Source organism: Rhizobium sp. AN6A, assembly GCF_900215635.1.
GTDB lineage: Bacteria > Pseudomonadota > Alphaproteobacteria > Rhizobiales > Rhizobiaceae > Agrobacterium > Agrobacterium tumefaciens.
In genome coordinates, this window is the sequence record NZ_OCNC01000003.1 from 282,274 (window position 1) to 302,930 (window position 20,657).

The 20,657-nt window shown below is 59.7% G+C and carries 21 protein-coding genes; 18 read left to right on the forward strand and 3 right to left on the reverse strand.

The genetic code is table 11. From position 1 onward, the window contains the following. The first annotated feature begins 76 nt into the window (after positions 1–76). The 12 genes from pcaD to aroQ all read left to right on the forward strand — a co-directional run bounded on the left by pcaD (position 77) and on the right by aroQ (position 9,420). Complete coding sequence (gene pcaD, locus CRO62_RS05190; RefSeq protein WP_097099466.1) at positions 77–874, forward strand: 3-oxoadipate enol-lactonase; 798 nt, start codon at positions 77–79, stop codon at positions 872–874. Positions 875–877: 3 nt separating this feature from the next. Further along, the gene (gene pcaC / locus CRO62_RS05195; RefSeq protein WP_097099467.1) at positions 878–1,300 is read left to right on the forward strand and encodes a 4-carboxymuconolactone decarboxylase; all 423 of its coding nucleotides are present in this window, start codon (positions 878–880) and stop codon (positions 1,298–1,300) included. Beyond that, entirely contained in the window at positions 1,297–2,037 is a 741-nt protein-coding gene (pcaH, locus tag CRO62_RS05200; protein WP_004431032.1) for a protocatechuate 3,4-dioxygenase subunit beta, read from the forward strand. The genes pcaC and pcaH overlap by 4 nt, the downstream gene beginning before the upstream one ends. Before the next feature lie 2 nt (positions 2,038–2,039). Then, positions 2,040–2,660, forward strand: coding sequence for a protocatechuate 3,4-dioxygenase subunit alpha (gene pcaG, locus CRO62_RS05205; RefSeq protein WP_097099468.1), 621 nt, complete (start codon positions 2,040–2,042; stop codon positions 2,658–2,660). Between the two features lie 72 nt (positions 2,661–2,732). After that, positions 2,733–3,794: a 3-carboxy-cis,cis-muconate cycloisomerase gene (locus tag CRO62_RS05210; RefSeq protein ID WP_097099469.1), complete on the forward strand. Its 1,062-nt coding sequence runs from the start codon at positions 2,733–2,735 to the stop codon at positions 3,792–3,794. Between the two features lie 367 nt (positions 3,795–4,161). After that, positions 4,162–4,830 (forward strand): amino acid ABC transporter permease, encoded by a 669-nt coding sequence (locus tag CRO62_RS05215; RefSeq protein WP_045022345.1) that lies wholly within the window; start codon positions 4,162–4,164, stop codon positions 4,828–4,830. A gap of 10 nt (positions 4,831–4,840) precedes the next feature. After that, a complete protein-coding gene (locus CRO62_RS05220) occupies positions 4,841–5,491 on the forward strand; it encodes an amino acid ABC transporter permease (protein ID WP_097099470.1) in 651 nt (216 codons plus the stop codon). Between the two features lie 43 nt (positions 5,492–5,534). Next, positions 5,535–6,371 carry a transporter substrate-binding domain-containing protein gene (locus CRO62_RS05225; protein ID WP_004431022.1) on the forward strand — a complete coding sequence of 279 codons (837 nt, stop codon included), beginning with the start codon at positions 5,535–5,537 and terminating at the stop codon, positions 6,369–6,371. Between the two features lie 34 nt (positions 6,372–6,405). Then, on the forward strand, positions 6,406–7,245 hold the full coding sequence (locus CRO62_RS05230) for a transporter substrate-binding domain-containing protein (RefSeq protein ID WP_097099471.1): 840 nt from the start codon (positions 6,406–6,408) through the stop codon (positions 7,243–7,245). A 27-nt stretch (positions 7,246–7,272) separates the two neighbouring features. After that, positions 7,273–8,034, forward strand: a complete 762-nt coding sequence (locus CRO62_RS05235; protein ID WP_004431018.1) for an amino acid ABC transporter ATP-binding protein — start codon at positions 7,273–7,275, stop codon at positions 8,032–8,034. A 58-nt stretch (positions 8,035–8,092) separates the two neighbouring features. Continuing rightward, positions 8,093–8,980 (forward strand): shikimate dehydrogenase, encoded by an 888-nt coding sequence (locus CRO62_RS05240; RefSeq protein ID WP_373694456.1) that lies wholly within the window; start codon positions 8,093–8,095, stop codon positions 8,978–8,980. Beyond that, the gene (gene aroQ, locus CRO62_RS05245) at positions 8,977–9,420 is read left to right on the forward strand and encodes a type II 3-dehydroquinate dehydratase (RefSeq protein WP_097099472.1); all 444 of its coding nucleotides are present in this window, start codon (positions 8,977–8,979) and stop codon (positions 9,418–9,420) included. The genes CRO62_RS05240 and aroQ overlap by 4 nt, the downstream gene beginning before the upstream one ends. On the opposite strand, the gene CRO62_RS05250 is transcribed toward aroQ, so the two are convergent. After that, on the reverse strand, positions 9,392–10,087 hold the full coding sequence (locus CRO62_RS05250; RefSeq protein WP_097099473.1) for a TetR/AcrR family transcriptional regulator: 696 nt from the start codon (positions 10,085–10,087) through the stop codon (positions 9,392–9,394). The two genes, aroQ and CRO62_RS05250, sit on opposite strands and share 29 nt — an antisense overlap. Before the next feature lie 121 nt (positions 10,088–10,208). On the opposite strand from CRO62_RS05250, the gene CRO62_RS05255 reads away from it, so the two are divergent. Beyond that, positions 10,209–12,110 carry a bifunctional sugar phosphate isomerase/epimerase/4-hydroxyphenylpyruvate dioxygenase family protein gene (locus CRO62_RS05255; RefSeq protein ID WP_097100388.1) on the forward strand — a complete coding sequence of 634 codons (1,902 nt, stop codon included), beginning with the start codon at positions 10,209–10,211 and terminating at the stop codon, positions 12,108–12,110. 80 nt (positions 12,111–12,190) lie between these two features. On the opposite strand, the gene CRO62_RS05260 is transcribed toward CRO62_RS05255, so the two are convergent. Beyond that, entirely contained in the window at positions 12,191–12,484 is a 294-nt protein-coding gene (locus CRO62_RS05260) for a putative quinol monooxygenase (protein WP_179784460.1), read from the reverse strand. A 522-nt stretch (positions 12,485–13,006) separates the two neighbouring features. On the opposite strand from CRO62_RS05260, the gene CRO62_RS05270 reads away from it, so the two are divergent. The 5 genes from CRO62_RS05270 (at position 13,007) to CRO62_RS05290 (ending at position 19,998) form a co-directional block, all read left to right on the forward strand. Continuing rightward, entirely contained in the window at positions 13,007–14,827 is a 1,821-nt protein-coding gene (locus tag CRO62_RS05270; RefSeq protein WP_004431005.1) for an ABC transporter ATP-binding protein, read from the forward strand. A gap of 41 nt (positions 14,828–14,868) precedes the next feature. Further along, positions 14,869–16,404, forward strand: coding sequence for an ABC transporter substrate-binding protein (locus CRO62_RS05275; protein WP_097099476.1), 1,536 nt, complete (start codon positions 14,869–14,871; stop codon positions 16,402–16,404). A gap of 76 nt (positions 16,405–16,480) precedes the next feature. Then, a complete protein-coding gene (locus CRO62_RS05280) occupies positions 16,481–17,404 on the forward strand; it encodes an ABC transporter permease (RefSeq protein WP_179784461.1) in 924 nt (307 codons plus the stop codon). A gap of 6 nt (positions 17,405–17,410) precedes the next feature. Then, positions 17,411–18,259, forward strand: a complete 849-nt coding sequence (locus CRO62_RS05285; RefSeq protein WP_004430999.1) for an ABC transporter permease — start codon at positions 17,411–17,413, stop codon at positions 18,257–18,259. A gap of 5 nt (positions 18,260–18,264) precedes the next feature. Next, positions 18,265–19,998: a M14 family metallopeptidase gene (locus CRO62_RS05290; protein ID WP_097100390.1), complete on the forward strand. Its 1,734-nt coding sequence runs from the start codon at positions 18,265–18,267 to the stop codon at positions 19,996–19,998. Positions 19,999–20,191: 193 nt separating this feature from the next. Here the strand turns inward: CRO62_RS05290 and CRO62_RS05295 are convergent, their stop codons facing one another. After that, a complete protein-coding gene (locus tag CRO62_RS05295; RefSeq protein WP_097099477.1) occupies positions 20,192–20,563 on the reverse strand; it encodes a hypothetical protein in 372 nt (123 codons plus the stop codon). Positions 20,564–20,657: the final 94 nt, after the last annotated feature.

Sequence of the window (20,657 nt, forward strand, 5' to 3'; positions counted from 1 at the left end):
TTATATTTTTCACCGATAATGTCATTTTACTTAACCGGAACGTGCTTGCAATATCGTCAACAGGAGGACGTACATCATGCATTTTCTGCGCTGTGGCGAAAACGCGATCCATTATCGTGCGCACGAACTGGAAAGCGGGAAGCCGGTCATCGCCTTTATCAATTCGCTTGGCACCGATTTCCGTATCTGGGATGCGGTGATTGCCGAACTTGGCGACGACTATGCTTTCGTCCTGCACGACAAACGTGGCCATGGCCTGTCCGATATCGGCCGCCCTGCCTATTCGATAGACGATCACGCAGACGACCTGATTGCCATCCTCGATCATCTTTCCGTCAACAATGCGGTCATCTGGGGTCTGTCGGTCGGTGGACTGGTTGCACAGGGACTTTATGCCCGCCGTCCCGATCTCGTGCGTGCCCTTGTGCTCAGCAATACCGCCCACAGGATCGGCACCGCCGAGATGTGGAACGCGCGCATTGACAAGATCGCCGCTGACGGCCTTGCCTCGCTGATCGATCCGGTGATGGAGCGCTGGTTCACACCAGCCTTTCGCCAGCCGGACAATGTGGCTTATGCGGGCGCGCGCAACATGCTTTCCCAACAGCCGGAGGCCGGTTACAGCGGCACCTGCGCCGCCATACGCGATGCCGATTTCACGCACGAAGCGGGCTGCATCGCTGTTCCGACGCTCTGCGTGGCGGGCGATGAGGACGGCTCGACACCGCCAGCACTGGTGCAATCGCTGGCGGACCTAATTCCCGCAAGTCGTCTCGCCACCATTGCACGCTGCGGCCACATTCCATGCGTTGAACAACCGCTCGCCTATGCGCAGGCGGTCGGTGATTTTCTGAAGACCTTGCCGGAGCACTGACAGATGGCGGACAATATCGACAAGAACGAGAGATTTGAGCAGGGCATGAAAACGCGCCGCGCCGTGCTCGGTGACGCGCATGTCGACCGCGCGCAGACGGTGACGACGGGGTTCGACCAGCCGTTTCAGCAGCTCATCACCGAAGCGGCCTGGGGCACGGTGTGGTCCGGTAACCACTGGACGAAGCGCGAGCGCTCGATGGTCACCATCGCCTTGCTTGCCGCACTCGGTCAGGACGAGGAACTTGCCATGCACGTGCGCGCCACCGCCAATACCGGCGCCACCGAAGCGGATATTCGCGAAGCGCTGCTGCACGTCGCAATCTATGCCGGCGTTCCCGCCGCCAACCACGCTTTCAAGACCGCCAAGCTTGCTCTGACCGGCATGAAAGCCGATAGTTCTCGCGACGAGGAGGAGACGAAATGAGTAATACAAAGCCCGAAACCGGGCCGTTCTTCGCACGCGACCGCGACATTCATCCGCTGGCCTATGCTCCCTGGTACAAGACCTCTATCCTGCGTTCTCCGCAGCGCGCCCTGATTTCGCTGGAAGGCACCAAAAGCGAGATCACCGGGCCGGTTTTCGGCCACAGCCTGCTGAACGAGCTGGATAACGACCTGATCCTCAATTATGCCCGCCCTGGCGAAATGCCGATTGGCCCGCGCATTCTGGTCCACGGCCGGGTGCTGGACGAGCGCGGCCGCGGCGTGGACGGTGCGCTCGTGGAATTCTGGCAGGCCAATGCCGGCGGGCGGTATCGCCACAAGAAGGAAACCTATCTCGCCGCCATCGATCCGAATTTTGGCGGCGTCGGCCGCACGATCACGGATGAGAACGGTTATTACTGGTTCAAGACCATCCAGCCTGGCGCTTACCCCTGGCCGAACGGCGTCAACGACTGGCGGCCTGCACATATCCACTTCTCGGTCTTCGGCCACGGTTTTGCCCAGCGGCTGATAACCCAAATGTATTTCGAAGGCGATCCGCTGATCTGGAAATGTCCGATCGTCAAAACCATCCCGGACGAGGATGCGATCAAGCGGCTGATCGCGCCGTTGGATATGAATTCAAACATTCCCATGGACATGCTGGCATACAAGTTCGACATCGTGCTTCGCGGCCGCCGCTCCACGTTTTTCGAAAATCGCAAGGAAGGCAACTGATCATGGTCCAGCCGCTCGGTTATCTCAAGGAATCAGCGTCGCAGACGGCAGGTCCATATGTCCATATCGGCTGCACCCCCAATTTCGTTGGCATCGAGGGCGTGTTTGAAAAGGACCTCGGCTCCGGCGCGCTCTATAACGACAAGGCTCGCGGCGAACGCGTAAGCGTGCGTGGCACGGTCTACGACGGCGCTGGCATGCCGCTGAAGGACGCCCTGATCGAAATCTGGCAGGCGGATACGGACGGTTACTACAACAGCCCCAGCGAAACGCGCGGCAAGGCGGATCCGAATTTCACCGGCTGGGGGCGCTCGCCCGGCGACATGGATACCGGCGAATTCATCTTCGACACCATCAAGCCCGGCAAGGTGCCCTTCCGCGACGGCCGGTGGATGGCGCCGCACATCACTTTCTGGATCGTGGCGCGCGGTATCAATATTGGCCTGCAGACCCGCATGTATTTTCCCGAGGAGCACGAGGCCAATGCCGCCGATCCGGTCCTTGCCCGCGTCGAGCAGAAAAGCCGCATCGCCACGCTTGTCGCCAAAAAGGAGGAAGGAAACATCTATCGTTTCGATATCCGCCTTCAGGGCGAGGGCGAAACCGTGTTTTTCGATATCTGAAGCATATCGCGCCAAAGTGTGTAGCGGTTTTGCGACGACGATATGTGCAAGTAATTTAAAGCGGAACCTGAGATGAGCCTTTCCCCCTTCGAACATCCGTTTCTCTCCGGCCTTTTTGGCGACAGCGAAATCGTTGAACTGTTTTCGGCCAGAGCGGATATCGATGCCATGATCCGTTTCGAGACGGCGCTGGCGCAGGCGCAAGCCGGGGCGGGCGTCATTGAAGCGGATGCGGCGGATGCGATCGTCTCCCGCCTTTCCGATTTTGCCGCCGATACCACCGCGCTTCGCCATGGCGTCGCCAAGGACGGCGTTGTGGTGCCGGAACTTGTCCGGCAGATGCGGGCGGCGGTTGCCGGTACTGCGGCGGAAAAGCTGCATTTCGGCGCCACCAGCCAGGATGTCATCGATACCAGCCTGATGCTGCGGCTGAAGGCGGCAGCGGAAATCATCGCGGCACGGCTCGGCCGCCTCATCGATACGCTGGGTGATATTGCGGCCCGCGATGGCAGCAACCCGCTGACGGGATATACCCGCATGCAGGCCGCCATCGCCATCAACGTCGGCGACAGGGTGGCAAGCTGGATCGATCCGCTGGAACGGCATCTGGTTCGGATCGACACGTTTTTGCAGCACGGTTTTGCCGTCCAGTTCGGCGGCGCGGCCGGCACGCTGGAAAAGCTCGGCGACAATGCCGGCACTGTCCGCGCCGATCTCGCAAACCGTCTCGGCCTTTCTGACAGGCCGCAGTGGCACAGCCAGCGCGACGGTATCGCCGAGCTTGCCAATCTGCTGTCGCTCATCACCGGCACGCTTGGCAAGTTCGGGCAGGATATCGCGCTTCTGGCCGAAGTCGGCGCGGAAATTCGCATGAGCGGCGGGGGTGGTTCGTCGGCGATGCCGCACAAGCAGAACCCGGTCAACGCGGAAACGCTGGTGACGCTGGCACGCTTCAACGCCGTGCAGATTTCGGCATTGCACCAGTCTCTCGTTCACGAACAGGAACGTTCGGGCGCGGGCTGGATGCTCGAATGGCTGTCGCTGCCGCAAATGGTGACGGCAACGGGGTCCTCACTCCTGATCGCCGAGCGCCTCGCGGGGCAGATCGACCGGCTGGGAGCAAGCGAAGACTAAAGAAGGAATGGCAGGTTTTCGCGAAGACTGAGCGGCCTTCGGGCGCTTTGCCAGCGAGATGGGAATGGCGCGGGCGTGCGATGAAAACGCTTGCGATCAATCACATTAGTCGTTGATAAAAAACGACTTTCTTGAACAAGATGAATGAAGAAAAAGTGATTTTTAAGCCGTTTCTAACCGGAGTTGGCGCTTGACACAAAATTGAACTAACTGGTACAAACATTCAGGTTAACGCTATGCTGGCAGAGAAGTGTGGAGCTTCCCCGGCACGGTAAAAACAAACGGAGGGCTTTGGAGCCACAGGGTTTCCAAAGCGATGCGAACAAGGCGAAACGTCTGTTCGGACCCGAACGGGTTGGGAGGAAATATGTCTTACAGTCTCGATTTTTCGGCGGTCATAGACCGCCTGCCCGAGCTGCTTCTGGCCTGTCTTGCAACGATAGGTCTTGCAATCGCCGGCATGTCGCTCGCCACCGTCATCGGGGTTCTCGGCGTCGTCGCCCGTCGTTCGCGCTTCAAGCTGCTGCGCGGTCTGGTCATCGGGTTCGTGGAAGCCATTCGCAACACGCCGTTTCTGGTGCAGATATTCTTCATCTTCTTCGCCCTGCCGCAAATCGGCATCAAGCTTAACCCAACGGTCACGGCCATCATTGCGCTTGCGTTGAACGGCGGCGCCTATGCCATTGAAATCATTCGCGGTGGCGTCGATTCCATTCCCAAAGGCCAGGTTGAGGCGGGATTGGCGCTCGGCCTGCACCGGGCGCAGATCTTCCGGCACATCATTCTGAAGCCGGCGCTTCGCGCGGTCTATCCGTCACTCACCAGCCAGTTCATCATGCTGACGCTGACCACTTCGGTCTGTACCTCGATTGCGGCTTACGAGCTGACCTCGGTGGCTCAGCAGATCGAAGCGGACACCTTCCGCTCCTTTGAAGTCTATTTCTCGATCACGCTGCTTTATCTGGTCATTTCCTCGCTGATGATGGGGATATTTTCCCTCATCTCCCGCACATCGTTCAGCTATCCGGTCAAGTGAGGAAAAGACAATGGCATCCATCGGTTCCAACGAATTGTTCTTCCTGTTGCAGGGCCTGAAATGGACCCTTGCGCTGACACTGATCGGCTTCATCGGCGGCGGCATTTTCGGTCTTTGCGTCGCGCTTGGCCGCGTTGCCGAAACCCCGGCGATCCAGCGCGCCAGCACCGGCTTCATCGCGATTTTCCAGGGCACACCGCTCCTGATGCAGCTTTTCGTCGTTTATTACGGCGTGGCGCTTGCGGGCCTGAATGTGGATGCCTGGGTTGCGGTCGCCATCGCATTCACCCTGCATGCCAGCGCCTTTCTGGGTGAAATCTGGCGCGGTGGCATCCAGGCTGTGCCGAAAGGTCAGACCGAGGCCGCCAACGCGCTTGGCCTGCACTACGTGTCGCGAATGAAGGACGTGGTTCTGCCGCAGGCCTTCAAGATTTCGCTGCCCGCAACCATCGGTTTTCTGGTGCAGCTCATCAAGGGCACGTCGCTTGCCGCCATTGTCGGCTTCGTCGAACTGTCCCGCGCCGGCCAGATCGTCTCCAACCAGACGTTCCGTCCGCTGACGGTCTTTGCCATCGTCGGCATCATGTATTTCCTGATCTGCTGGCCGCTTTCCCTGTGGGGCGCCAGTGTAGAAAAGCGGATGCAAGCCGCTTCCCGCTAATACCCATCAACATGTCATCAAGCTTTGTAAGGAGGAGCAAAAGATGAAATCCAACGGTAAATTCTCACGTCGCACCCTGCTCGCGCTCGCCGCAGCAACGGTTGCCCTGCCCTTTATCGCACCGGTCGACGCCTTCGCCGGCACGGTGGATGAGGCCAAGGCCAAGGGCAAGGTCGTAATCGGCATTCAGGGCGACAATTCGCCCTGGGGCTTCGTCAATTCGAGCGGCGTTCAGGACGGCCTCGATGCCGATATCGGCAAGGCGTTTGCCGAATATCTCGGCGTCAAGGTGGAATTCGTACCGCTTGCAGTGGCAAACCGCATTCCGGCCCTTCTGACGGGCAAGGTCGACCTGCTGTTTGCAACCATGGGCATGACCGCCGAGCGCGCCAAGACCATCCAGTATTCCAAGCCCTATGCCGGTAACGTGCTTTCCGTCTACGGCCCCAAGGACAAAAAGATCGGCAACTATGACGATCTGACCGGCGTCTCCGTCGGCGTTCCGAAGTCCAGCGCCATGGACACGGCGATCACGGCTGGTGCAGGCTCCAAGGCCAAGATCCTGCGCTTTGACGATGATGCCGCCAACATTCAGGCGCTGATTTCCGGCCAGGTCGAGGTTGTCGGTGGCAACCAGTTTTATGGCGACCGCCTCAATCAGGCTGCCAACGGCAAATACGAGCCGAAGTTCGACCTGACGACGCTTTACAACGGCGCCGGCACCCGTCCGGGTGAAAAGGACTGGAACGAGACCGTCAACGCCTTCCTCGACAAGATCAAGTCGGATGGCCAGCTTGCCAAGATCTACGACAAGTGGATGAAGCGCGAAGTTCCCGCTTTCCCGGAAAGCCTGCCGGATATTCCTTTCACCGTGAAGTGAAGACCGGAAGAGGTTGGATTGGGAGGAGTAACCAATGGGAATCTTTAACAAACAGACGCGTTGGCGAACAGCCATCGCCGTCGGATTGGCAGCAGCTTTGCTGCCAATCCTGACACCCGCAGGCGCAGAAGCCAGAACACTTGAAGAAGCAAAGTCCAGCGGCAAGATCATCATCGGCATTCAGGGCGACAACGCGCCCTGGGGCTTCATAAATTCCTCTGGTGTCCAGGAAGGTTATGATGCGGATTTGGCCCGCGGGTTTGCGGACTATCTTGGACTGAAAGTGGAGTTCGTACCACTTGCAGTCGCCAACCGCATCCCGTCGCTTCGCACCGGAAAGGTCGATGCCCTGTTCGCGTCGATGGGGATGACGCCGGAACGCGCGAAAAACGTACAATATGCGCAGCCTTACGCGCATAACGTCATGTCGGTCTATGCCACCAAGGACAAGAAGATAGCCAACTTCGACGATCTCACGGGAATGACCGTCGGCGCACCGAAATCCAGTCCGATGGACACGGCTTTGACCGCAGGTGCCGGCACCAAGGCAAAAATTCTGCGTTTCGACGATGACGCCGCCACCATTCAGGCGATCCTGTCGGGCCAGATCGAGGCAATCGGCGGCAACCAGTTTTATGGTGACCGTCTCGCAGCGGCTGGCGGCAAGGATTACGAGGTGAAGTTCGACCTCGTGACCCTCTACAACAGCGCCGCCACGCGCCCCGGTGAAAAGGACTGGAACGAGGCCCTCAACACTTGGCTCGACAAAGCCAAGGCCAATGGCGAGCTCGCAAAAGTCTATGCCAAATGGATGAAGCGCCCGGTTCCGGAGTTTCCGGCCACGCTTTCTGACATTCCCTACACCGTCAACTAACTGCTTCCCAGCATGAAGGAAAGTTCCATGTCGCAATCCTCCGCCGCACAGGCTCCGCTGATCGCCCTTGAAGGGGTTGGAAAGTGGTATGGAGCCTTCCATGCGCTGAAAGGCGTCAACATGACGGTTCGCAAAGGCGAAAAAATCGTTCTTTGCGGCCCGTCCGGTTCGGGAAAATCCACCCTTATCCGCTGCATCAACCATCTGGAAGAAATCCAGGAGGGCAAGATCACGGTCGAGGGGACCACGCTTTCGGATTCGACCCGCGCCATCGATGCGGTTCGCCGTGAAGTGGGCATGGTGTTCCAGAGCTTCAATCTCTTCCCGCACAAGACCATCATGGAAAACTGCACCCTGGCGCCCATGCGGGTGAAGGGCCTGTCGAAAGCCGATGCGGAAGCGACCGCGCGCAAATATCTGGAGCGCGTGCGCATTCTCAATCAGGCCGATAAATATCCGGCTCAGCTTTCCGGCGGCCAGCAGCAGCGCGCAGCGATTGCCCGTGCGCTCTGCATGGAGCCGAAAGCCATGCTGTTCGATGAGCCGACTTCGGCGCTTGATCCGGAAATGGTCAAGGAAGTGCTCGACACGATGATCGGCCTTGCCCGCGACGGCATGACGATGATCTGCGTGACCCATGAAATGGGCTTTGCCCGGCAGGTTGCCGACCGTGTGGTCTTCATGTCGGAAGGCGAAATCATCGAGGAAGGCCCGCCGGACGAGTTCTTCCGCGATCCCAAGCACCAGCGTACCCGCACGTTCCTCGGCGAAATTCTCGCCCATCACTAAGGCTCACCCGAAGCCGACAGGCAGGCGGGGATGCCCCCCGCCTCTCCCACCACGTTCGATGAGCGATGACCTGATCATGACAGACACCAAATCCTTCAAGGTCGGCCTGATTGGCGCCGACATCCAGCTTTCCAAATCTCCCGCGCTGCACATGCGCGAAGGGGCTGCCCACGGCCTCGACTATTCCTATGAGCTTGTCGATGTCGTGGCGCGCAAGCTGCCGGAAAGCGCGCTTCCCGATCTGCTCAACGAGCTGGAATCGCACGGCTTTGCCGGCACCAACATTACCCATCCCTTCAAGCAGGCGGTCCTGCCGCACCTGCATGAATTGTCTGATGATGCCCGCATGCTCGGCGCGGTCAACACCGTCGTCTTCAAGGACGGACGTCGCATCGGGCACAATACGGACTGGTACGGATTTTACGAAAGCTTCATGCGCGGCCTGCCGGATGCGAAACGCGACCGGGCGCTGCTGGTCGGTGCTGGTGGTGCAGGCGTTGCGGTGGCCCATGCGGCGCTGAAACTCGGCATTACCCATCTCGATATCTGCGACCGCGATTTCAGCCGCACAGAGCATCTGGCTGCCGAACTCAACGCCCGTTTTGGCGAAGGCCACGCCTTTGCCGTGAAAGACCCGGCAGATTCCCTGCCCTTCGCGGATGGGTTGATCCACGCCACACCGATGGGCATGCCCGCCCATCCCGGCATGCCGGTCAAGGCCGACCTCCTTGAACAACGGCACTGGGTGGCCGATATCGTTTATATGCCGCTGGTGACCGAGCTTCTGGCGACGGCGGCCCAAAAAGGCTGTCGCACCCTGCCCGGTGGTGGCATGACGGTGTTTCAGGCTGTCGGCGCGTTTCGGTTGTTCTGCGGCCGTGAACCTGACGCCGAGCGCATGACCGCACATTTCACCGAAATTTGCACGAAAGAGGGTGTGGCGTGAGCCTTTTCACCATACTTAACGGACCGAACCTCAACCTGCTCGGCCAACGCCAGCCGGAAATCTACGGCTACGAGACGATGGCCGATGTGGAGGCCAATTGCCGCGCGATTGCCGAGGCGGCGGGCCACGAGATATTCTTTGCCCAGAGCAACCGGGAATACGAGCTGATCGACTGGATCCATGCGGCGCGCGGCACATCGGCAGGCATCGTCATCAATCCCGGTGCCTTTACCCATACCTCGGTGGCGATCCTCGATGCACTCAATACCTTCGAGGCACCGGTGATCGAGGTTCACATTTCCAACATCCACAAACGGGAGATATTCCGCCACCACTCCTATGTCTCGACGCGCGCCGAAGGCGTGATCGCCGGTCTCGGCATCGAAGGTTACGGGGTGGCGCTCAGCCACCTCATCGGCCGTCTTTCCCGATCGTCGTGATATGGTCCGGGCTCAGCACATATCGCAACACCATGTCGCTGACGTGCTGCGACAATGTTTGCTGACCCTTCTCGGTAAACAGCCCGTCGCCGAAGATGAACGAGAAGGTTGCGACGTTCGAGACGTTGAAAAAGGACAGCGCGCTGATCTGCCAGTGCAGTTCCAGCGCATTGATGCCATTGCGGAAAATGCCGCTCTTCTGGCCGCGCAGAAGCACGCTTTCCAGGGCATCGATGGCCGGCCGGTTGAGCTGGCGGATCGTTTCGGACGATTGCATGTGCCGGCCGTGATGAATGTTCTCGATCATCACCATGCGGATGAAAGCCGGGTTGCGGCGATGGTGATTGAAGGTGAACCGACAGAGCTTTTCGAGCGCCGCAACCGGCTCCAGACCGTCCAGCTCCAGATCGCTCTCGCCGTCACGCACCTTGGCATAGGCTTCCTCAAGAACGCGCTGGTAAAGCCCTTCCTTGTCGGCAAAATAATAATAGATCATCCGCTTGGACGTGCGCGTGCGGGCGGCGATCTCGTCGATGCGCGCCCCCGACAGGCCGTTCTGCGAAAACTCCTCCATCGCAACGGAAAGAATGTCTCGGCGCACGCCTTCCGGATCGCGCTTCGCCTGCCGGGTTTCGCTGGTGCCGTTCGAAGTTGCGCTTTTTGTCATGATCCATCCATCAGCAGGGTATACGGCTTGCCGCCGCACCCTTATTATTAACCAATTAGTACATAACGCTGAAAAGGAACGCAATATGGCGAGCTATGACACAGGCAAACAGGGCGTGCCAATGCGCACTTCCATCGCCACCGTCTCCATCAGCGGCGAATTCCCGGAGAAACTGGCGGCCATTGCCAAGGCTGGCTTCACCGGTGTGGAGATTTTCGAGAACGATTTCCTGACCTACGACGCCTCGCCGCGCGAGGTTAAGGCCCTTGCGGCGGATCATGGGCTGGATATCACGCTTTTCCAGCCGTTCCGCGATTTCGAAGGCATGCCGGAACCGCACCGCGCCCGCGCCTTCGAGCGCGCAGGGCGTAAATTCGACATCATGGGCGAACTCGGCACCGATCTGATGCTGATCTGCTCGAATGTCTCGCCGGTGTCGCTGGGCGGCATAGACCGCGCCGCCGCCGATTTCCACGAGCTTGGCGAGCTTGCGGCCAGGCATGGTGTGCGCGTGGGTTACGAGGCGCTGGCCTGGGGCCGGCACATCAGCGATCATCGCGATGCGTGGGAAGTGGTGCGCCGCGCCGATCACCCAAATGTCGGTATCATCCTCGACAGCTTCCACACGCTGTCGCGCAAGATCGATCCCAACTCCATCCGCTCCATTCCCGGCGACAAGATTTTCATCGTGCAATTGGCCGACGCACCGCTGATTGACATGGACCTGTTGTACTGGAGCCGCCATTTCCGCAACATGCCCGGCGAAGGCGATCTGCCGGTGGTGGATTTCATGCGCGCTGTCGCGGCAACCGGTTATAGCGGCCCGCTGTCGCTCGAAATCTTCAACGACCAGTTCCGCGGTGGCTCGGCGCGTCTGCTGGCTGAGGACGGCCATCGTTCGCTCATCAACCTCATGGATCAGGTGCGCCGTCTGGAGCCCGACATCCGCATCGAGGCGCCCGCCATGCCTGAGCGGGTGCAGACGGAAGGCGTGGAGTATGTCGAGTTCACAACGGCACCGGAGGAAAAGGCCAATCTGGAAGCGCTGCTCGCCACACTCGGTTTTGATAAAACCGCGAGGCACCGCAATCGCGATGTCGATCTCTATACGCAGGGCGACATTCGCATCGTCATCAATACCGGCGGAACCGGTGAGAGTTTCGCCGGTGCATCCTACTCCATCCACGGCACCAATGCCTATGCTTTCGGCCTGAAGGTCGATGATGCGCAGGCAGCGCTTGCGCGTGCGGCAGCGCTGGGCGCGCCGACATTCGCAGAACCGCGCAAATCCGGCGAAGTCGCGGTTCCAGCCATTCAGGGCGTGGGCAATGGCGTCATCTATTTCCTCGACGGGTCCACGGCGCTCGCCTCCATCTGGGACAATGAATTCGCACCGGTAGATGCGACGGCACCGGCAGGCAATACCGGACTGACCCGCATCGACCATCTTGCGCAAACAACGCATTACGATGAAATGCTGACCTGGCTTCTGTTCTACACATCGCTGTTTTCAACGCGCCGCACGCCGATGGTGGATGTGGTCGATCCCGGCGGTCTGGTGCGCAGCCAGGCCATAGAAAGCGTGCCCTCCCCGCGTTTCCGCCTGACCATGAACGGCGCCGACAACCGAAAGACCTTTGCCGGCAAATTTCTGGCGGAAGGTTTCGGCACCAGCATCCAGCACATCGCCTTCGCCACGGACGATATCTTCGCCACCGCCAAGGCTCTGCATGCGCGCGGCTTTCACGCCCTGCCGATCTCGCGCAATTATTATGACGATCTGGAGGCCCGCTTCGGGCTGGAACCGGAATTCTCCGACGCACTCCGGGAAGCAAGCATCCTCTACGACCGGGACGACAACGGCGAATATTTCCAGATTTACAGCCGCACCTTCGGCGAAGGGTTCTTCTTCGAAATCGTCGAAAGGCGCGGTGCCTACGGCGGGTATGGCGCGATGAACGCCCCCTTCCGCATCGCTGCGCAGCGGCGTCTTGCGCCACCGATCGGCATGCCGAAGGAATAGGCGCACACACCAGTCCACTGGTGCTCCAAAAATCCAAACAGGCCGCAGCCGGCAGGAATGCCGCTGCGGCCTGTCTTTATTTACGCCAGCGTCACTATCTCATAGTCCCGTGGAATGGCGGAGGTGGCAACAAACCACTCGGATGCGCGCGTGCGCTGCTGATGAAAATCGAAAGCGGCGCGGTCCACAAAAAGCTCTTCCACCCTCCAGATCAGGGGGTCTTCGGTCTGCGATACCTCAAAGGAAATACAGCCCGGCTCCGCTCTGGTCAGGCGAATGTGATCGGGTAGATGGCTTTCTACAAATTGGACATCCCGCACCGATGCGCAACGCAGGAAGCCGGATAGCCTCACCGCACCCGTTCTATTCGTCATACCCGGTATCCTTTTTCAATAGTCTTCATCCGGCCTGTACCACGGGCAGCGGCACCCGCAACCACTGAAATCGATACATCCTCAATACAGACTAAAACCATCCCTTAATCGGGGTCCGGGCCGTCGGCACACCCGCGCCCAAAATAAATGCACTTGCGTATTTGTAGAGCAGTATACAAAAATTGTTCAACACTCTGGACATGATTGTCCGGTTTTGTTAGCTTTTTTTGTAAAACAAGGGTGGGGAATACAAGTTTATGCGCATCATCGATTCTGAGACTGGCATCAGGCATTTTACCGGCACCGGTGAGGTCGCCCGTAGCACTTCGACCAGGTCGCAATTCCCGTATCGACCGGCAGCAGCCAATCTACATCGCGCCTGAAACGCCATGCGCTTTCTTTTGACACTCCCATCCTCCGGCACAGCGTTTCATCCCGCGCGCCTGCCCCACGCCCTTGCCCCCTCACTATTTCAGATGGCCGCGCCGGCATTGCCCCGCACGCCAAGCCGGAGACGCTGATATGACTGCCGCAAACCGCAACGCCCTCCTCTCGGTTGAAAACCTGAGCGTTGAGTTCGGCGACAGCCGCGTCGTGGACGATATTTCCTTTGCCGTGGAAGCCGGCAGGACGGTGGCAATCGTCGGCGAATCCGGATCGGGCAAATCGGTCACTTCGCTCTCAACCATGCGTCTTGCGGATATGATGGGCGCGACTTACCCCGCCGGTCGCATCATGTTCGAAGGCAAGGATCTGCTGAAGGCATCGCAGAAGGAAATGCGGTCGATCCGCGGCAAGGAGATCGCCATGATCTTCCAGGAGCCGATGACGTCGCTGAACCCGGTCTTCACCATCGGTGACCAGATCTGCGAAGTGCTTGTCCTGCACGAGAAAATGGGTAAGGCGGCGGCCATGGCCGAGGCAAAAAAGTTGCTCGACATGGTGCGGTTGCCGGATGCGGCCGAGCTCTTGCACCGTTATCCGCATCAGCTTTCCGGCGGCATGCGCCAGCGCGTGATGATCGCCATGGCGCTTGCCTGTCGGCCGAAGCTGCTGATCGCCGACGAACCGACGACGGCACTGGATGTCACCATTCAGGCGCAGATCCTCAACATCATGCGCGACCTGCAAAAGAAGCTCGGCATGGGCATGGTCTTCATCACCCATGACATGGGCGTGGTGGCGGAAATGGCCGATGACGTCGTCGTCATGTGGAAGGGCAGGAAGGTTGAGGAAGGCCCGGTCAAGGACATCTTCGCCAATCCGCAGCATCCCTATACGCGGGCGCTGCTTTCCGCCGTTCCGCGTCTCGGCAGCATGACCGGCGAAGAGTTTCCCAAGCGCCTGCCGCTCACCGTCCTGCAGGATGGCCAGCCGGTCGTGGTGGGCGAGGAACGCGTGCAGAACACCGCGAAATACGACGAGAAGCCGCTGCTTTCGGTTCGCGACCTGTTCGTTCGCTTCGATATTCGCAAGAACCTGTTCGGCAAGGCGACGCACCGTTGCAGCGCTGTGCAGAAGGTCAGCTTCGACATCCACGCCGGGGAGACGCTGGCGCTGGTCGGTGAATCCGGTTCGGGAAAATCCACCATCGGCCGCACCATCCAGCAGCTGCAATCGGCGGTGTCGGGCGAAATATCCTTCAACGGCCGCAGCTATTCTGAGATGTCGGCAGCGGAACGTTTCCGCATGCGGCAGGAAGTGCAATATATCTTCCAGGATCCCTTCGCCTCGCTCGATCCGCGCAAGACGGTCGGCTTCTCGATCGCCGAACCGATCAATACCCACGGCCTGATCAACGATGCCAAGGCGGTGCGCCGCCGGGTGGATGAGCTGCTGGAACGGGTGGGTTTGAGTTCGGAACATGCATCGCGGTATCCGCACGAGTTTTCGGGCGGCCAGCGGCAACGCGTCTGCATCGCCCGCGCGCTCGCCTCCGATCCGAAGCTCATCATCGCCGATGAAGCGTTGTCGGCGCTCGACGTTTCCATCCAGGCGCAGATCATCAATCTGTTCATGGATCTGCAGGCGGAACGTGGTCTTGCTTACCTGTTCATCAGCCATGACATGGCGGTGGTGGAAAAGATGAGCCACCGCGTCGCGGTGCTTTATCTCGGCCAGATCATGGAAATGGGCAGCCGCCAGCAGGTCTTCGAAACGCCGACGCATGATTATACGCGCCGGCTGCTTTCCGCAGTGCCGGTTGCCGATCCCCTGATCGAGCGCCGCATCGCCATGATCGAGGGCGAAATTCCCAATCCCGTGCGCCGCGTCGGCGATGAGCCCGCCATTCTCGCCCATGAGGAAATCAATCCAGGCCACTTCATCGCGAAGAGCGCCTGAACAATAACCAAAACCGTAACCATCTGAAGAGGAACAGGTAGATGACAAAAATCAATAAGGGGATGACGGCAACGTTCGTCGCGCTTGCGCTGGCCGGCACGGCCTTCACCGCAGCGCCGGCTTTCGCCGCCGGCAAAATGACCATTTCCAGCCCGCAGGACCCCGGCAGCTGGGATCCGATCGACACCTTCCTGGTGCAATGGGCAGCTGTAGCCACCAACATCTTCGATGGCCTGACCTATCGCGGTCCGGACCTGAAACTCGTGCCCGGCCTTGCCGAATCCTGGGAAGAGCTGGATGAAGGCAAGCGCATCCGCTTCAAGCTGCGCCAGAACGTCAAGTTCCATAATGGCGAGCCCTTCAACGCCGCCGCCGTCAAGTTCACCTTCGAGCGCCTTCTCGGCGAACAGGGTGCCAAGGGCCCGCAGCGCTCCAACTATGTCGCCATCGAAAGCGTCGACGTCATCGACGACTACACGGTGGACATGAAGCTGAAGGCCCCCGATCCGGTGCTTCTGACCAAGCTTGCCGGTTATGGCGGCATGATCGTGCCGCCGAAATACATTCAGGAAAAGGGCGAGGACAACTTCAACCTCAACCCGGTCGGCACCGGCGCGTTCAAATTCGTCTCCTATGCGCCGAAGACCAACATCAAGCTGGAAGCCAACCCGGATTACTGGGGCGGCGCACCAAAGCTCTCCGAACTGGAATTCCGCTTCATCGCCGAGCCGGCGACCGCGGTTGCCGAATTGCAGGCCGGCCGCGTCGATCTCGTCATTCCGCCCACCATCCCGATCGGCATGATCCCGGTCATCGAAGGCGATTCCAAGCTGGAGATCGTCAGCGTTCCAGGCCCGACTGTGGATGCGCTGCGTTTCAACACCCGTGACGGCATCACCGCTGATCCCAAGGTGCGCAAGGCCATCATCATGGCCGTTGATCGCGGCACGATCGTCAAGTCGATCCTTGCCGGTCAGGCCTCGGAAATCGCCAGCTTCCAGAGCGCGCTGTCCTTCGGTTACGACGCCGACCTGAAGCCGCTGCCTTACGATCCGGAAGGCGCAAAGAAGCTGCTCGCGGAAGCCGGCGTCAAGCCGGGTGCGGCACTGCAGATCGATATCAGAGGCAACGATGCGACGATGAACGAAGTCGCGCAGGTCATCTCCAGCTATCTGTCCATGGTCGGCATCACCGCCACCATCAAGCCCTATGAGACCAACGTGCTCCTGAACGACATCATCCCGCAGGGCAAGACCGGCGCGATGTTCCAGCAGAAATGGGGCGGCTGGACCTTCGATTACGACAACACGGCCTATTCCATGTACCACTCGGGTGAAAAGTGGAATCCTTACGACAAGGACGAGAAGCTGGACAAACTGCTGGAATCGCAGCGCCCGCTGACCGACCGAGCCGAGCGCGAAAAAATCCTCAAGCAAGTCGGCGCCTATGCCGCCGAGCGCGCGCTGGAAATTCCGCTTTACAACACCAATGCCATTTACGGCATCAACAAGCGGGTCAAGGGTTTCGTGGCACCGCCGGATAACCGCCTGAAGCTGACCGACGTCACCGTCGAATAATCGGGCTTATCCTCCCTAACAACGCCTTGCCCGCCATCCCGCGGGCAAGGTCGGGTCTCTCTTCAAGGTAAAAAACGTGGCCGGATTCCTCATCAAGCGATTGCTGCAGGCGATTTTCGTCGTCATCGCCATCACCCTTCTCGTTTCCTTCGCCATCCGCCTGACGGGCGATCCGGCTGTCACCATGTTCCAGGGCGGCGGCAGCATGACGGAAGACGATCTGGCGCGCATTCGTGCGGCGCTTGGAACCGACCGGCCGTTCTTCGTGCAATATTTCAGCTTCCTGAAAGGCCTGGTTACGCTCGATTTCGGCCGCAGCTTCACCGGCAGCACGCCGGTATCGCGGCTCATCGCCGATGCCCTGCCCGCCACGCTGCTTCTCGCCTTCATCTCCATGGCGTTGTCGATTGCGCTTTCCATTCCGCTCGGCATCAAGGCCGCGACCTCGCGCGGCAAGACGGCCGATCAGGTAATCCGTATCTTCTCGCTCGTCGGCCTGTCCTTCCCCAATTTCTGGCTGGCCACCATGCTGGTGCTGCTTTTCTCCATCACGCTCGGCTGGCTGCCGCCAAGCGGCATGGGCGGCTTGGCAAGCTACATCATGCCATCGGTCACCATGGGCGTTATCCTGACGGCAACCAATGTCCGCCTGGTGCGCACGGCCATGCTCGATACGCTGCGCTCGCAATATGTCATGGTGGCGCGCGCCAAGGGCCTCAGCGAAAACAAGGTGCTTTACAAGCATGCGCTGCGTAACTGCGCCATTCCGCTGATTACCTACTTCGGCCTGCAATTCGGCGGACTTCTCGGCGGCATCGTCGTCATCGAGCGCGTCTTCAACTGGCCGGGTCTCGGCACGCTCGCCTTCGATGCGGTGGGCGCGCGCGACTATCCCGTGCTTCAGGCCGTCATCACCGTGCTGTCGCTGATGATCGTCGGCATCAACCTTCTGGTCGATATAGCCTACGGGCTGGTCGATCCGCGCATCCGCACGGAGTAATTGACGATGGCTGCCAAAACCTCGCGCCTGTCGCGCTTCAACAATCTCGAATTCATCCTCGGCGCCCTGCTTACCGTCGTCATCTGCCTTGCCGTTCTTCTTTCCGACGTGCTGTTTCCGGGCGGTGCCGAAAAGATCGACCTGATGGCGCGCCTTGCCAAGCCCTTCACTAGCGCCGCCCATCCGCTCGGCACCGATCCGCTCGGCCGTGACGTATTGGCCCGTGTCGTGGCCGGCGGCAAGATTTCGCTGCTCGTCGGTTTCACCTCGGTCATCGGGGCCGTGGTCTTCGGCGTGATCGTCGGCCTGGTCGCCGGTTATTATCGCGGCTTCTGGGACATGCTGGTCATGCGCTTTGCCGATATCCAGCTCGCAATGCCCTTCATTCTCTTGGCGATCACCTTCATCGCGATTGTCGGCGGCAGCCTCACCAACACCATCATCCTCTTGATCGTCTCGCAATGGGTACAATATGCCCGCCTGGTGCGCGGCTCGGTGCTGACGCTGCGCGAACGGGAATTCATCCTGTCCGCCCGCGCCATTGGCGTGAAGGACTGGCGCATCATTCTCCAGCACCTTCTGCCGAATCTTATCGGCCCGGTCATCGTGCTGATGACGCTCAACGTCGCCAACAACATCCTGCTGGAAAGCAGCCTCACCTTCCTAGGCCTCGGTGTCGATCCGACCATTCCGAGCTGGGGCGGCATGCTGGCGGATGGCCGCACCTATCTGCAAACGGCATGGTGGGTCAGCGTCTTCCCCGGTCTTGCCATCCTGCTAACCGTGCTTGGCCTCAACCTTCTCGGTGACTGGCTGCGCGACAGCCTCGACCCCACCGGCAGAACCTCAAGGTGATTGTGATGAGCAAGATTTTCGAACAGACCTTCAAGCGTACTCTGGATGCGCTTCTCGCCAATGCCGCGCCCGGCCAGTCCTTCGAGGCATGGACGTTCGATGACGCCAAAAGCCGCCGCGAGGCCGAAGAAAGGCTGAAGAAAAAAGGCGTCAGTGCCCGCATCCGCAGCGCCTACAAGCCGCTTCTCTTCACCTTTCTGGAAGAGATCAATCTTGGTGGCGTCGATGCCATCGAGGTGCACTACCCGGTGCACGCCAATGCACCCGCCAATCGTTTCCGGCTGGAGGCCTATCCGCTGGCGGCACTAGCCGGCGACGCGAAGATCGATTTTATCGCCCGCGACGACGACGCCCTTCATTATGACGTTACGCTGAGCCGCAACGGCAAGAAGGAAACCCTGAAGGTTCTCGCTCCCAACCGGGTTCATACCGATATCGTCGGCGAAACCAATGTCTCGCCAACCGGCTGGTTCCGTCCGGCCGGTGACGCTACGGGCGAGCGGCTGGAGACGGATTACGAGCAGCTTTTCGAAGCGGCAATCAATGCCGTTGCCAACCACGGCTGGGGCGATGAGGAACCCTATTTCGAGGAGTTGAACATCCGCGTCACGCACCCGTCCGAAGACATGGCGCTGCCGGTCGGGGACGAGGTGGTCAGCCTGCGTGAAGCGCTGCACGAGGATTTCTATTTCTCCCTCCTGGAATTCTTCCAGAAGAAGTCCGGCCGGCCGCTGGGCGACAGGGGCCTGAAACCCGGCCAGATCGTTCCGGAAGTCGTCAAAAGCAACGGCGACGTTTCGGTCCGCATCGAGACCCGTGCACTCACCACCACTTTCCTGGATGGCGGCGAACAGCGGATCGACGAGGCCCGCGAACCGGTGGCGGCAGGTCAGATCGCGCGGATGCTTGCGGAGATTGGCGGCGAGGCGTTCGAGGCCCGCTCGCGGTCGGGCCGCGTTCTTGCCGCCCGTTATGTCGCGGGCAGCGATGCCGCAGTGATGATCAGCGGCGGCCAGCATCCCAATGAAACCACCGGCATCGTCGGCGCCGTCCGCGCCGCCCGCAAACTTGCGGAAAGACAGGGCGCGCATTTCACCATTTCGCCGCTGGAAAACCCTGATGGTTATGCCCTGCACCAGCGCCTGCGCGCCGACAATCCACGCCACATGCACCATGCGGCGCGGTACACGGCGCTCGGCGACGATCTCGAATATCGCACGCGGGAAAATTCGGGCGTCCATCTCAACGAGAAGGCAATCCGTTTCAGCGCGCAGGAGATGAGCGGCGCGAGCCTGCATGTGAACCTGCACGGTTATCCCTCGCACGAATGGACCCGTCCGCTTTCCGGTTATGTGCCGCGCAATTTCGCCATGTGGACCCTGCCGAAGGGCTTTTTCCTGATCATCCGCCACCATGCGGATTGGGAAAAGCAGGCGGAAGCCCTGCTCGACCGGGTTACCCGCCATCTCGGCGCCATTCCGGGCCTGCTCGACTACAACAACCGCCAGATCGCGCTTTACGAGATTCACGCCGGTGAAACCGGTTTCCGCATCATCAACGGCTTCCCGTGCCTGTCGTCCATCGACGACCGCCACACAGTGCCGATGACGCTGATTACCGAATATCCTGATGAGACGATCTACGGCGACGACTTCATCACCGGCCACACGGCGCAGATGGAAACGGTTCTTTCCGCTTACGACGCCTGGCAGGATATTTTCGTCGCGGACGTTGCCTGATTTCGAAGCGCCCCCGATCGGGGGCCTCAGAATGATGACGAAGTCCCGAAGCCCTCGTCCGTCATGCTTGGGCTTGTCCGGAGCAGCTGCAACGTCTTGATCTAGTTGGACGTGATTGGATCCTTGGGGCAATCCAGCGATGACGCCGGGTGTGAGGGAGCTTTGTCATCACCCTCAGTTGCCCTTGTACGGCTTACTTCTCAGCCGTGGCGGCAAGCTTCTTTTCCTGCTGCTTCTGCAAAAGCCGCTTGCCCTTGCTCAAAATATGCAGATTGGCGGCATCAAGTTTGTTATACCCGGCCTGGATAATATCGAGATCGGCAACGTGACCGATTGCTGCCAGTTCATGCATCACGTCGCCAACAGCGACATCGACGCTCGGCTTCGGCAGGTGAACAACATCTTCCACCGCGGCGCGCATGCCCTCCGCCGCGCCGCCCATGACGTGATACAGCGCCATCGCCTTGCGGAGAAAAGCTTCGCGGCGCTCGATCTTGTTGTTGAGTATACTGTCGCCAACGCGATTCCGCATAAGATCAACGGCTTTATTCTGATATTCGCCCATCAAGACACCAAATGAAATTCAAAATATGCTTCGGGAGACTAGGGACAATCCCCTTAGAACTGGTTAAGGCACCGGGATTACGTGCATATTATCG

Excerpts from the sequence above, each read along its gene's own strand:
- pcaH (WP_004431032.1), top strand. The coding sequence starts at position 1,297 with ATGAGTAATACAAAGCCCGAAACCGGGCCGTTCTTCGCACGCGACCGC.
- CRO62_RS05240 (WP_373694456.1), top strand. The coding sequence starts at position 8,093 with ATGAGCGATGACCTGATCATGACAGACACCAAATCCTTCAAGGTCGGC.
- CRO62_RS05215 (WP_045022345.1), top strand. The coding sequence starts at position 4,162 with ATGTCTTACAGTCTCGATTTTTCGGCGGTCATAGACCGCCTGCCCGAG.
- CRO62_RS05210 (WP_097099469.1), top strand. The coding sequence starts at position 2,733 with ATGAGCCTTTCCCCCTTCGAACATCCGTTTCTCTCCGGCCTTTTTGGC.
- CRO62_RS05230 (WP_097099471.1), top strand. The coding sequence starts at position 6,406 with ATGGGAATCTTTAACAAACAGACGCGTTGGCGAACAGCCATCGCCGTC.
- CRO62_RS05270 (WP_004431005.1), top strand. The coding sequence starts at position 13,007 with ATGACTGCCGCAAACCGCAACGCCCTCCTCTCGGTTGAAAACCTGAGC.
- CRO62_RS05260 (WP_179784460.1), bottom strand. The coding sequence starts at position 12,484 with ATGACGAATAGAACGGGTGCGGTGAGGCTATCCGGCTTCCTGCGTTGC.
- CRO62_RS05290 (WP_097100390.1), top strand. The coding sequence starts at position 18,265 with ATGAGCAAGATTTTCGAACAGACCTTCAAGCGTACTCTGGATGCGCTT.
- CRO62_RS05235 (WP_004431018.1), top strand. The coding sequence starts at position 7,273 with ATGTCGCAATCCTCCGCCGCACAGGCTCCGCTGATCGCCCTTGAAGGG.
- pcaD (WP_097099466.1), top strand. The coding sequence starts at position 77 with ATGCATTTTCTGCGCTGTGGCGAAAACGCGATCCATTATCGTGCGCAC.
- CRO62_RS05220 (WP_097099470.1), top strand. The coding sequence starts at position 4,841 with ATGGCATCCATCGGTTCCAACGAATTGTTCTTCCTGTTGCAGGGCCTG.
- pcaC (WP_097099467.1), top strand. The coding sequence starts at position 878 with ATGGCGGACAATATCGACAAGAACGAGAGATTTGAGCAGGGCATGAAA.
- pcaG (WP_097099468.1), top strand. The coding sequence starts at position 2,040 with ATGGTCCAGCCGCTCGGTTATCTCAAGGAATCAGCGTCGCAGACGGCA.
- CRO62_RS05250 (WP_097099473.1), bottom strand. The coding sequence starts at position 10,087 with ATGACAAAAAGCGCAACTTCGAACGGCACCAGCGAAACCCGGCAGGCG.
- CRO62_RS05255 (WP_097100388.1), top strand. The coding sequence starts at position 10,209 with ATGCGCACTTCCATCGCCACCGTCTCCATCAGCGGCGAATTCCCGGAG.
- CRO62_RS05225 (WP_004431022.1), top strand. The coding sequence starts at position 5,535 with ATGAAATCCAACGGTAAATTCTCACGTCGCACCCTGCTCGCGCTCGCC.
- CRO62_RS05275 (WP_097099476.1), top strand. The coding sequence starts at position 14,869 with ATGACAAAAATCAATAAGGGGATGACGGCAACGTTCGTCGCGCTTGCG.
- CRO62_RS05285 (WP_004430999.1), top strand. The coding sequence starts at position 17,411 with ATGGCTGCCAAAACCTCGCGCCTGTCGCGCTTCAACAATCTCGAATTC.
- CRO62_RS05295 (WP_097099477.1), bottom strand. The coding sequence starts at position 20,563 with ATGGGCGAATATCAGAATAAAGCCGTTGATCTTATGCGGAATCGCGTT.